The organism is Sphingobacterium sp. 40-24 (genome assembly GCF_001899705.1).
Classification (GTDB): Bacteria; Bacteroidota; Bacteroidia; order Sphingobacteriales; family Sphingobacteriaceae; genus Sphingobacterium; species Sphingobacterium multivorum.
Window position 1 is genome coordinate 91502 of record NZ_MKWH01000018.1, and the last position, 12610, is coordinate 104111.

At 40.3% G+C, this 12610-nt stretch carries 13 protein-coding genes; 1 reads left to right on the forward strand and 12 read right to left on the reverse strand.

Features of this window, described 5'->3' with window-relative positions:
- Positions 1-613: 613 nt before the first annotated feature.
- Positions 614-850: a hypothetical protein gene (locus BGP15_RS06330; RefSeq protein ID WP_070564469.1), complete on the reverse strand. Its 237-nt coding sequence runs from the start codon at positions 848-850 to the stop codon at positions 614-616.
- Between the two features lie 210 nt (positions 851-1060).
- On the opposite strand from BGP15_RS06330, the gene BGP15_RS06335 reads away from it, so the two are divergent.
- A complete protein-coding gene (locus BGP15_RS06335; RefSeq protein ID WP_286769000.1) occupies positions 1061-1258 on the forward strand; it encodes a hypothetical protein in 198 nt (65 codons plus the stop codon).
- A 145-nt stretch (positions 1259-1403) separates the two neighbouring features.
- Here the strand turns inward: BGP15_RS06335 and BGP15_RS06340 are convergent, their stop codons facing one another.
- From BGP15_RS06340 to BGP15_RS06390, 11 genes are all read right to left on the reverse strand, one after another.
- On the reverse strand, positions 1404-2123 hold the full coding sequence (locus BGP15_RS06340; RefSeq protein WP_286769001.1) for a DUF3575 domain-containing protein: 720 nt from the start codon (positions 2121-2123) through the stop codon (positions 1404-1406).
- A 334-nt stretch (positions 2124-2457) separates the two neighbouring features.
- On the reverse strand, positions 2458-3978 hold the full coding sequence (locus BGP15_RS06345; protein ID WP_286769002.1) for a glycoside hydrolase: 1521 nt from the start codon (positions 3976-3978) through the stop codon (positions 2458-2460).
- Positions 3979-4228: 250 nt separating this feature from the next.
- A complete protein-coding gene (locus BGP15_RS06350) occupies positions 4229-5416 on the reverse strand; it encodes a serine hydrolase domain-containing protein (RefSeq protein WP_286769003.1) in 1188 nt (395 codons plus the stop codon).
- Positions 5417-5651: 235 nt separating this feature from the next.
- A complete protein-coding gene (locus tag BGP15_RS06355) occupies positions 5652-7004 on the reverse strand; it encodes a DUF3472 domain-containing protein (RefSeq protein WP_286769004.1) in 1353 nt (450 codons plus the stop codon).
- Positions 7005-7241: 237 nt separating this feature from the next.
- The gene (locus BGP15_RS06360) at positions 7242-7658 is read right to left on the reverse strand and encodes a nuclear transport factor 2 family protein (RefSeq protein WP_286769005.1); all 417 of its coding nucleotides are present in this window, start codon (positions 7656-7658) and stop codon (positions 7242-7244) included.
- A gap of 66 nt (positions 7659-7724) precedes the next feature.
- Positions 7725-9266 carry a M20/M25/M40 family metallo-hydrolase gene (locus tag BGP15_RS06365; protein ID WP_286769006.1) on the reverse strand — a complete coding sequence of 514 codons (1542 nt, stop codon included), beginning with the start codon at positions 9264-9266 and terminating at the stop codon, positions 7725-7727.
- 118 nt (positions 9267-9384) lie between these two features.
- The gene (locus tag BGP15_RS06370) at positions 9385-10485 is read right to left on the reverse strand and encodes a DNA alkylation repair protein (protein WP_286769007.1); all 1101 of its coding nucleotides are present in this window, start codon (positions 10483-10485) and stop codon (positions 9385-9387) included.
- Between the two features lie 78 nt (positions 10486-10563).
- Positions 10564-10974, reverse strand: a complete 411-nt coding sequence (locus BGP15_RS06375; protein ID WP_286769008.1) for a VOC family protein — start codon at positions 10972-10974, stop codon at positions 10564-10566.
- Positions 10975-11070: 96 nt separating this feature from the next.
- Positions 11071-11754 (reverse strand): ATP-dependent Clp protease proteolytic subunit, encoded by a 684-nt coding sequence (locus tag BGP15_RS06380; protein ID WP_201639237.1) that lies wholly within the window; start codon positions 11752-11754, stop codon positions 11071-11073.
- Positions 11755-11766: 12 nt separating this feature from the next.
- Entirely contained in the window at positions 11767-12039 is a 273-nt protein-coding gene (locus BGP15_RS06385) for a hypothetical protein (RefSeq protein ID WP_286769009.1), read from the reverse strand.
- Positions 12020-12553: an RNA polymerase sigma factor gene (locus tag BGP15_RS06390; RefSeq protein WP_286769010.1), complete on the reverse strand. Its 534-nt coding sequence runs from the start codon at positions 12551-12553 to the stop codon at positions 12020-12022. The genes BGP15_RS06385 and BGP15_RS06390 overlap by 20 nt, the downstream gene beginning before the upstream one ends.
- Positions 12554-12610: the final 57 nt, after the last annotated feature.

Genomic DNA, 12610 nt, shown 5'->3' on the forward strand with positions numbered 1-12610 from the left:
ATTGCGTAATCCAATGGTATTGATTACGGCATTAATACCGTGTTCTGTGCGTTGCAGCTTTTTGTCCACAATAGCCGCAAAAATTGGTTTCTATCGCACAATTGCAATTAAGACATTTATTATTCATTGCTAGGTTAATTGTTTTTTTGCAAATATAATTTTATTATCGAGATATATCGCCTTACTTCGCTCTTTAATTTCATCGTACTGAATCGCTATTTCGACGAAAATTAGACACAAGCAATTATCTCCGCTCGGACGCTATTAAACTAGTTTTTTATATTTGAAGCGTAAATCAGTAATGACACTTACACTAAATGGTAGCGACGACGGGTTGAATCGCTCAAAAAGAATGTGAATTTAGAATAGCTTTTATGGAAAATGAATTTTAGATGCATCATTTAGATAAGTTATTGAATGTACATTCTTTATGCTGAAAAAAAATATACCTATTTTATAAAGTAATCGATCCATTTGATTATGTTGAAGCCTCTTGATTTACCAAAAATCAGAGGCTTTGTTTTTCGCCTCGCGTCAAAAACAATCTTGAAAATAACAAGGCCATTTCTGTAGAACTGGCCTTGTTATTTATATTGTTCAATCTAAATGGGTTTTAATCATTTCCATGATCCTCTGACGCATAGGAAAATTTAACTGATTTTTGCGGATAAGCTTCCATACTCTTGCGGCTTGTATTTTTGATAATGGTTTTGATACTAACGCGATCGCCCAATTTATAGTAAGTTTCTACGGTCTGATAATCCAGTAGGTAGGGACCACAAAAGTAATTCCCGTTGTCATCTTTTTCGATGATTCCCTGATAAAGCCCTGTTCTTGTCTCTTTTGGCATGTTAATTTAATTTGAAGAACAAAGGTAGCAAGAGTATTTGGAGAAAATGATATTAAAGATAAAATTAGGGACATTTTATTAAAATTCTGGAAACACCTCCCAAGGGCCATTCTAAATAGCGGATAGAAGACTAAGTGGATTTGATTGTTGAAACTACCAGAATCCGGGATCGAATAATTGCATAAAATCCAGCACCATTTAAAGAAAACAATGGAGCAAGAAGAGGTCAATAGCTCAGGTCTTGCTCCATTGCTTTTTTATTGGATAATAAACGGTCTTTTATTTGCTTTTTACACCTTTTTGAGCCCACACAGAGTTGTTGCACATCGCAGGAAGATGATGGCAAAAGCAGAATGTCAAACCATAGGACAAATGCTTAAGTATGCCCGTGAGCATAATCTAATTTGATAAACTAGCGATAGGGATGTTGATCTATTTCTTCCCGAAACTGGAATGAAAACTGCACAAAGGATCCTTAGCGATTGCTATGGATAAAAGCGCACCATTGTGCGCTTATTGGAAAAGATGATACGAGGAACGTAGGATCTTGTAATTAAAACCGGTAGCCTATGGATAATGCGGTGCGAATACCGGCAAACGGTCCGCTAGTGCTTAGTGTTACGCCATCGGCATTTACTTCTTTTTTGATTTTCATGAGTTTACTATCAAATTCATCAAGTTGTCTCCTTACTTCGCGTTGTTCGTCTGCATTTAATGGAGTTTTCCCTTCGAACTTTCCATTGTTGAAGCCATAACCGGGACCGACAATGCGCCAGTCTAAATAGATGTTTTGTCCAAGTTTCCATTGGTTACCGACAGCTACCCCACCGGTAAAAGCATCTAAGCTGCCCGATAGAGGTACTTCACGGTGATAATTTGATTCATCGACGGTAATCTTTGTGTGTACACTATAATTGGCGTATTTGACAAAGGGCGCGATATAGAATCCTTTTGACACTTCTTTATTCCCGAGGTAGAAACGTACTTCGGGGGTAATGGAAAAAGCGCCTAATTTAGCTTCGCCCAAAATATTATTATCATCATCAAAAACAGATTCCCATAGGGATTTAAAGGGTAAGTTGGTTTTTGGACGATAACTTATCGTTCCATTGATCGATAGGTGCTCATTGAGCGATCTTTCATACTCCAATGCAATATTCCCGACAGATAGGGGCCAAAGATTTAGTTTGATAAGATTTGATTTTTCTTGTGCTTTTAATCCAGAGATAGTACACATCCCAAGAGTAAGCATCGTAAGGTAGCGCAATTTCATAGTAGTTTTTCCAAAATATAGGTAGCAAAGATATTGGAATATATTTTAGTTCGGAAAGAACAGGTCGTTCTTCAACTTGTTTTTTAAGCATTATATCTCCTAATGATTTAGAATTGATTTTTTAAAGAACGAAAGCCAGCTGGATTTTGTTCTTTAAATTCTTATTTTTAGAAGTCGTTCAAATTTTTATGCTTTCGAAGCATATCTTCAGATGCTATGGAAAGTTAAGTTTTCAAGATAAAGGGAAACAGGCAATGGCACAAAATTTAGAACTAGGATATGTGTTTTGAACAATACACTGAGGGAGGACAGCTCCCTCAGTATGATGAACAAATTAAAGTTTGTTGCCTTCTAAAGTGCTTATACTTTTAGCAGGTATTGTTAAGGAATAGACACCTGAGCTGTTTGGTGTTACAGCTCCGACGTTACCCCAATGGCCAGAACTGCTTGCCGTGGTTTGGTAATTGTTCAGCGCACCGCTTGCAAAACCTGTGAGGTTGATATCCAATGGAACAGCTGCGGTACCCGTGTTGGTGACAACTAAGGCAAACTTACCTGATTGAGGATCTTTGTAAGCCGAAATCAATAAGCCATTTCCATTTTGAACCGCTACATTGATACGCATATAACCTGCTTTGATAAACCTGGAATAATGTCCCATCACATCATACGTTTTTGGAAACTCCAAAGAACCATCACTCTTTGTGCAAATAAGCGCCTCATTATTTTGAAATGCCAGCATCCCTAGCCAAAATACATAGGCATTGGCATTACAATCCGCCAGTAGTTTGTGCATATTAACGGCCAGTTTCAAGCCGCCTTCAATGCCACTGTCATAATTGCCGCCATCATCGGACGCTTCTGTTACCCACATTGGTTTACCACCAATACTAAAATTCCACATGGACGGACTCTGGTTAAACCCACGTTGACCAGTGATGATGCCACTTATTTCAACGTAGCCGTGCCCCGCAAGGATGTCGACATTGCTTCTGTCCATGCCTGAGAGGAAATTATCGGCAGTTCCCCAGGCCGCATTTTCGGAAGATATAATCTTGGTGGATTGTAGACCAGCGCTGTTTAATTCTGGACGGAGATTGTTGGTAATAAATTGTCCCAAATGCGAAGCGTCCCAATAAGAAGCATCCCAGTCTGAAAAGACATTTTCAGGCTCATTTGAAGGAGAGATGGCATTGATTGTAATTCCTTCATTTTGAAATGATTTTACAAATCCAGTCAGGTAGCGCGCGAAAGCTGTTGAAGAAGTATTAAAATTAAGTCCATTAAACCATTTCGCGGAAATACTGCTCGTATTGGTCTTCATGTATAAGGGCGGAGTCCAGGTACTTGTTATAACGAAGGGAACTTGGAACCGTTCTTTTGCTTTCTTGATGATCCAGACCTGTCCAAGCTGTTCTTTTTCATCTGCTGTCAAATTCTGATAAGTCGCACTATTGGGGTCTACGTCAATCGAAACTCCTGCCGGTTTAATGGTAACGACCTTGGTCTGTTGATTAAAAGGATAGGTATGAAGTACTTTTCCACGAAGGATATTCAGTTTCAATCCACTGCCTCCCCATAAATAATCCAGAATACTATCTCTTTTTGCGGATTCAAAGAATGGAACAATCCGGCCTCCGAATGCACCAAATCCATCAATCTTTTGATAGGTTTGATCCCAATTTAATGTTGCAATTGTCGCTCCTGCCTGTGCGGATACAGCAGCTTTTTTGTTCAGTTGTGCTTCTGGACTCTCAGGAGTTAATGAAGTTTTTTGGCAACTAAAAATAGAAAATGTGGAAACTACGGCCAAAACAGTATAAAGTCTGTTCCGGCGACTGGTTAATTTTAACATAACTTAGTTTTTAAGATTTGTGAATGAATCATTAATTTAATTGTGCTTGGTTTTTCAAGCGGTTCTCATTGTCGTTGTTTTGTTTGCCTCCTTTCTTTAGTTAAAAAAATAAACATTCACCGATTTCCACATTGGTTAGTTTCCGAAAATTAATAATATTTTGGGAGAATTTATTATTACTTCTCTTATTTTAATTTTATTTTTTATTGAATTAAAAATAAAAACATATTTTTTTAATGATAACTTAATTTTAATCCTTCTTTTCTGCTGAAGATGAAGGCTGAACCTGTCGTCGATTATACAGTAATAACTGATGTCTAATGTCATTTTCAAGTTCACTGACCTTGCGTTGATCAATGGTGTCGTTGACCATAATAACGATACCATAATCATCTGTGGGATACAGCACACATAAGGTATTGTAGCCTATTTTAGTATTTCCATCGTGATAGAAATAGCGAACCCCACGTTCATCACGATTGATCATCCAACCGAGCCCCATACCAAATCCATCGTCTTTTCCATAGGTCAGTTGATGTGTTAGACCAAGGGCTCTATCGTTTAGTTTGAGGTTGGCTTCGATGTAGATCAACATATCATTGATCGTTGAATTCATTGTGGGGCCAAAGTAAAACCCGCTCAGATTCGCAAATGGAACAGGCTGACCTTTATTATCGTGGCCCTGTACAACGTCGTTTATTTGTGACTCATCTAAATAGGGCGTTGTATAATGCATACCGAGGTGTCCCTTCAGATATGCGCTGATAAGATTTTCATAGGAATCTTTATAGCTACTTTCCAATAGCGCAATAAGTACCATCACAGCCGTGCTATTGTAACTGAACTTTGTACCTGGGACGGTGTCGGGCTTGACTTTCCTCAGATCATCCAATAGGTTGTCACGACTGTACTTTCCAAGATAGTCTACCTGTTCCGGAATAGTGAGCCCCCTTAAACTATCGACAACTTTGGTAGGAAGCGATCTGAAAGTCTTTGGAAGGGCAGAAGTATGATTTGCTAGATGCTTAACGCGGATTCCATGGCCGCGGTATTGTAAATTGGAATAACCTCCTGGCAAGTATTTACGGATATCATCATCGAGGTTGATTTTCTTATCAAGGACCGCTTGCGCAAGTAGAGCGCCGACAAAGGTTTTCGCCACCGATCCAATGTTGTAATAGTTATCGGCGTTTGGTAACTTTTCTCTACTGTAGGTGTAGGTTGTTTTGTGCCCTTTAATATAAATCCCAATAGACACACTAAATGTATTGTTGTTGGAAAGATAATCAACAACGGAACAGTTTACAATTGTATCGAGTTGGTTTTTAAGTTTATGGTCAGTATTGATGGGTGAAAGATACTGTCCGTTTGATGAAAGGCTATTAATTAGCAACAGGGTGCTCAATAGGATAAATAAGGGTTTGGATAGTATATTCATAAACAAGTTTATTGTTCTTGATGCTGGAATCTATCGTCGGTATTCGGAAAAGCCATTGGGTTTACAACCTGCCCAAGGCGGGGGATTAGCTAATTTTATTAAAGTGTTAGTGAAAGGTACGAATTGTTATGTAAATATCACAAGGTTAAGTTTTTAAAAGGGCAATACTTCATTTGAACGTATTGCCCCTTTACATGGAATATAAACTACTAATAATTTGCTGTAAACATGCGTATTACGGCAGTGTTGTTAGATTTATTGAAGGTGCTGTGCCAGTACCTGCTTGTGTAAATTTCGTTCCGGGATTTACGACAGTATTGAAAAAACCGCCATTTTTCAGGAAGAAGCTATTCCCGGTTATTCCGCCAATGGCGTCTATCCGCTGGTTATTGGAATAGGTTGCATCAACCGTAAAGGTACTTTCCACGACTTTCAGCCAAGTTCCAGCAGATGTTCGAACCCATTGATTACTATATTCTGCCGAACGTCCCAGAAAGCCGTTGTCGGCGTTGAAATTTTCGAGGAAGCTATGAAATCCTGTTAAATAAGTATTTGTTTTGGGACGTTTCCAACTTGCAATGAGTATCCAAGTATTGGTCGAAGGATCATTAAACCATGCTGTAAAATCAGTACTTCCATTATTATCAGGTTCTCCCTTTAATAAAAATTTATAGGTAGTAGCGGCAGTCCAATTAAACTTGAGGTAGCTTTGTCCGCCAGAACCTTCGCCACCGAACTCTCCTGTCGTGGTATTTGCACCTTTTCTATTTAATGTAATGCGGTCCTCTGCAGGTATTTGTGATGGGTTATCGGTGCTATATGGACTCCAAACAGAAAATAATATTCTGCGCTCTGTCGCTGAATTGACCTGCATTCCGAAATATCCTTGGCCGAAGCCATTTGCCATAAAGTAAGATCCTATTTTATCTTCTCCAGCGGGGACTTTCACCTCGCTATAATAATAGGAAACTTGCTGATTTGTTGGAATGGTATAACTCAAATGGCAGGATGGACCCCGTCGCGACCAATAGTAGGTATTATCTACATTATTGTCACTATAAATTACTGTGCCATTCGTTGCCGAACTATCTAAAATCAAGTGGGATACATCGGCAAAGTAACCACCTGACTTGGATACACCTTGAAGATCCATTTTTATATAACCCGCCGCATTTAGCGAATAGGTACCAACAGTGTAATCCTTAAGGGTTCCACCCTTAAGTTTGATTTGTTTACTTACACCGTTGATCGTTAACTTCACCGTACTGCTATCGCCGGACGGTAATACTTTAGCCCTTATTTTAACACGTAAAGCGCCTGCTTGGGGGACCTTGGCGTAGGTACTAATCACGCTATTGGCATTGGTCCAGTTTGCCAAGCCATTGCTATTGATGACTTCAACTGCACCGGAAGGTGCTGAAGTAACAAAGGCATTACCACCTAAGGGAACTTCGTATCCGCTTGCTCCAGGGGATGCAGCACGGAGCGATAATTTCTCTTCTGAATTGGTTTGCACCTCGCTTTTTTTGCAAGACAGAAAGCTTGCCAATACTGCACAAAGCAGTAGTGTAAATTTGGGATATCTCATAAGTTAAATTTAATTGTTGACTCTAATTTTATAAATACAATTAAATTAAACGAAAATTATTCAATGCAATCGTTTGTGTGAATTGCTTTTGTAACAAAATGGATACGTTAGATAGTCGCCATTGTTTATTTAATGAACTATCATTAGGTAAATGCTGCAATGCGCAATAGCTTAAATAGTCTCCAGTGGTTTGCTGCACACGGCCGTTTTATCTGACGATTTGCTAAGCCATCTCGATTATTCGGCCAGTTTATCGGCATGTCGATGCATAAGCTTCCAATTGCCTTGCTCTTTTCTGAAGATTTCGGTGATTCTGAGATTGAAAATCACTGCTGTATCTCGCCCTTTTACGTTGACTGTCGAACGTTGTATACCCGTCCAGTAAGCTAGCGAATCACATGCATCTTGATGGATCACTTCAAATTTGTTTTCTGCACCCGGAAGGAAATTGGAAGCTCCTTTTTGATTAAAATCATTGACCTCGGATACCCCAGAGATGTATATTCCATTGGGCGGAAAAATTGTTGCCGGCTCATTCGAGACAGAAATGTCTTTAAGAGAGTGAAAATGGCCCTCCACAAAATCTGTTGAGGATTTCAATCGGATAGCCATAAATTTTTCGAATTCCAAGAGTGCGTTATTGTCTGTTTTCATATTTCTTATCTGTGTTTGTTAAAAAATCAACCAGTGTGTGAATGTAATTGCGAAGATTGTCCATGGTTAAATCGTTTCATCGTCGTAGTGACGCATCATGTAATAAAAATAGTCTATCATCTTCAGGTAGTTTTCAATGCTGATGTATTCATTGGTACTATGCATACTCTGCTGTTCGGCGTGATTAATTTTAATGGGCATAAATCGATAGATATGATCACTGAGATGCTGATATTTGATCGCGTCGGTTCCGCCCACCGTCAGGTAGGGCGTAATAATAAGATCGGGGTATAGTCTGCGGATAGCAATTTCCATCATTTTGTAGGCTTTAGCGTCTGTTGGTGAGACTTTGGATGCTTCTCGTGCATTGTCGACCTGTTCGATCTCAACATCAAACCCGCTTGTAGCCTGCTCGACATGATCCCGAACTTCCTGTAGGGTGTTTTCGGGTAGCAGTCTAAAATTGACAACAAATTCAACTTCAGGTGAAAGGACATTGGGGGCATCGCTGCCTTTCATCATTGTCAGTGCCGTAGTTGTTCGCACGAGAGCATTAGTCGAATGGTTTTTCGTTAGTTGAGCCAGAAGTAAAGGTTCAAGAAGCCAGCGGTTAGCGATCGCAAAGCGGGAGGCAAAAGGCATGCTGCCACCAACCTGTTGAAAGAAGTTTTGGATAATGGGGTTGATCTGTGCTTTCATCTGGTGATTTTCTAAGCGCTGCATGATGACTGCCGCTTGACCAATTGCACTCGTTGTTGGGGGCATCGAAGAGTGCCCCCCAAGACCTTTAACCTTTATTTTCAGGGATAAAAATCCCTTCTCCGCGCAACCGATCAATGCTACATCCGAGCTGATCCCCTCGACCGAGCCCTTTTCCAGAATGAGTCCACCCTCGTCATAAACGGCTTCGAATTTAAGGCCCTTTTCTTTGAAGTAGTCTGCTATTTTGGCTGCGCCACGTACGCCCCCAACTTCTTCATCAAAACCAAAAGCGAGGTAGATATCCCGCTTGGGCTGTACCTGTTCTCGAACCAGCTGTTCTGTCGCTTCAAGTAAGGAGAAAAGCATGCCTTTCATGTCTAAGCTTCCACGTCCATAAATGCGGCCGTTGGCTACTGCCCCCGAAAAAGGTGCATAGTCCCACTCTTCGGCGATTTCGCTTACAGGTGGTATCGCCTGGTCGCTAGGCCGAAATAGTGATGAACCGTTGTTTTTTATAGCAGCTGAACCAGGAGGGACAACATCCATATGGGAAAGAAAGAGTAGCGGAAGCAAGCTCTTGTCGCTTCCCTTGAGTCGAAAGACCAGCGCATGACCATTGATTGTATAGGTTTCCAGCGAGCGATAGATCAGTGGAAAGTTGTACCTGATGTAATTATTAAGTTCTTCAAAAGGAGCATGATTAAATAATGTCGAGTCGCCGATAGAGATGGCGGCTATTTTGATACCGCCAGCAATTCGGGCAACAATACTGTCATTGACCGCTGGCGGCATTGGCGCCACTTCCGATTTTTTGACTCGCGTAAACGGATAAGTCAGCGTTCTAATGAAAAGCCCAATGAGAAATAGAATAAGTGAGACAAAAAAGATTAAGAGAATTTTCTTCATAACAGACTTCATATTAATATAAACCACCTACCACATATACCTTGGAAAAAGTCATCCAGCGCATATTCTATTGTTTCTAGTAGAACACGAAAGCCCTTCGTTTGTTTCTTATGTCCAATTAAATGTGCAATAGCTCAAATTCCTGTTGGACCATTTCTCGCCCATTGACAATAATGGAGATTTTATGCTTCCCCGCATAGAATTTCCGGGTGGTAATCAATTTAAAAGATTGCTTTCGCTCGATACGGTTTATCTCAGCTCCCTGATAAATTCGTTCACTAATTTTAAAAACCTTTCGAGATAGCTGGCCATTTGATTTTTGATAATATAACCCATACTCCAGACGTAGTGATTTAGCGGTGCTGCTTCCATTCTCAATTTCAAAGGAAAAAATAAGATGTTCACCTATTTTAACAGCCGGTGTATGAATACTGAGATTGGTAACATCGAAATCGTTACTATCCAGTCCATAAAAGCTTAGAATTGCTGGATGCCCTTGTTTGAGTAAGGTACGGCAGCCATGTTTGATGATAGCATCTGTATTTTTACTGATACCTTTCCATTGCTGGGCAATACGCAAGACAAGATGGGGATGATCCTTAGCGATATCGTTGAGATTGTTGGCTACACTTCTTCTGACGCTCTCGGATGAATCATTATGGAGGTTTTGTAGGATGGACAGGATAGGAGTAGGATCATTTTTCAACGATGGAATTGCCATCGCCCAAGGGAGTCGGGGTCGAGATCCTTCGCTTGCAAGGCGTCGTACCTGAGCATGTGGACTTTTGGACCATCTTTCCATTTCCGCGATCATTCGAGATCCATAGTTGATAATAAATGGACGAACGGCAAATTCGCAGCTGATAAATCTCGTGACGATTTCAAATGACTGTACAGCTGTTTCAAAATCTTCGATACCGTAAGTTTCAATATAGTCTGGAAAAATAACATATTCAAGTCCTCCCGGATGCTTCGTTTTTAGGAGATGTTCCACAACTTGTCTTAGTAAGGCCGCTGCTTCAGGAAAGGAGTTCGGCATAAATTCGTGTAAGACCGCTGTGCTATGTTTTGTGCGCTGTTTCCATTCCATTTCATGAAAACTGCCTGCAAAAACACGTTTGATAAACTGTTCTCTGTTAAAATTGTTATCAACGCGGTGGAACTGATCGGCAATAAACTGATAGAATTCCCGTGTATATATATCTTTAATGAGGGCCATGAGCTGAATAGCTGTTAAATGTCAATTAATGAAGACAAGATACTATATTCGATGTTAGTATCTTGTGCGATGAGCAGACTAGTTAGTGGCGTCTAAACCAAATTTCTTGATGGCCTCAGGGCTCCGTGGCGTGAAAAAGTTAAGTAGGTTACCATCGGGATCACAAAAAAGCAATGAGCGATTGCCCCAAGGCATTGTTGTCGGCTCCTGAATGATTTTTGAATCACTATTTTTGATCCGAATATATTCATGATCTACATTTTCCACTAAAAATTCGATAATAATAGGGGCCGTGTTGCCAAAGATAGTGGGGCTGTCGCTAAACATTTGCATCGTACGCGTACTTCCAATAGCGATGGTAATGGAACTGGTGGAAAGTTCAGCGAAATCTGGTGTAAACCATTGCGCGGTGAGGCCCAGGATTTCTTCATAGAATGTGACGGATTGCTGGATGTCATTTGCAATCAGTCGAATGGATGTTAATTTCATGATGATCTAAATTTATTGATAACAAAATTAAACGGACTATTGACAATAGTCTGTCAATAGTCCGTTTGAAATTGTTCATAAATTTAATGATCATCGCTAGGTCAGTACGTCGTCAATAATTCCAAATTCTTTTGCTTCTGCAGCAACCATCCAGTGATCCCGGTCGCTAACATCATGTACACGTTGATAGCTTTGTCCACTATGTTTGGCAATAATATCGTACAGCTCCTTCTTTATTTTCAACACTTGATTGGCTGTAATTTCAATGTCAGATGCCTGCCCTTGAACACCGCCCAGCGGTTGATGCAACATCACCCGTGCGTGCTGCAGGGCGCTACGCTTGCCGGCGGCGCCGCCACAGAGTAATATCGCGCCAAAAGAGAGTGCCATACCGGTGCAGATTGTTGCAACATCAGGACTGATCAATTGCATCGTATCATAAATACCTAATCCAGCATAAACTTCGCCGCCAGGAGAGTTGATATACAGTTGTATATCTTTTTTGGGATCAACAGATTGAAGAAATAGCAGCTGGGCTTGTACGATATTGGCGATGTTGGATTCTACGGCAGCACCCATAAAGATAATACGGTCAATCATCAATCTGGAAAATACGTCCATTTGTGATACGCGCAATTCGCGTTCTTCGGTGATATATGGAGTCATGGCCAGCGGCATGCGGGATTGCTCGATACCGGAAATGTAATGATCCACCAGATCTTTTTGGACATAGCAGTGCCCTACCGCAAATTTGCGGAACTCATTTTTGTCAATCGTCATGATGTTAAGAATTTAGGATTTGCGAAATAACTTTAGTATTTTTTTTCTGAAAGAGACATGTTCAGGATATGTAAATAATGCTTGCGTTATGGCTTCAATTTCAGTTTTTAATTGTTTGCGCCCAAATTGCTGAATAGCTTCATAAGCTTTTTGTTGCGCAATAACCTTGTCTGCCAATTCTTCGTCCAATACCAATTGCGCTTCAAAAAGCAATGCATCTTCTGGTTCAGCCATTCCAAAGATATATGCTTCTATCTGCTGGGTTTCATTCCATGAAGTCATCATAAACCAGGGATTTTTCTTTAACGGATTCTCTAACTTTCTCCAGGCATTTGAATTTCTGTACAGTGGCGCTCCTTACGCCCGAATAGCCATATTCATCTGCAATTTCTTGCAGGGACATTTGATCATAATAGAAGCTTTTCAAAAGTTCTAAACATTTGCGCCCGGCAATCTCCAAAAAGCGAAACAGCCTTGCGCTAGAAGGAGACTCTTCGGTTGTCAAAGCAATATCCACTTGATCTAGGGGGAGGTTTGGGCTGGATTGACCATACCGTTTAAGCCATAGATTTTTGGCTGTTCCGACCAGATAACCAATAGCGTTGTTTGGTGGTGTTTCTGTTAAATGTATCTTTTCATAATACACTAGTAAAGCGTCCTGAAATACATCTTTGGCTTCATCTAAATTACCGCCCATGCGACTGATGTACTTAGCCACGATAGGAAATGTACTTTTATACAAGTTCATAAAGAGCACCTGCCGGTCTATTGTTCGATTTGAATTGATCAATTGTTGCATAGCAATATCATTTATAGACATGTAACAATTTAGCGAAAAGTATCACCTTTTATTTGA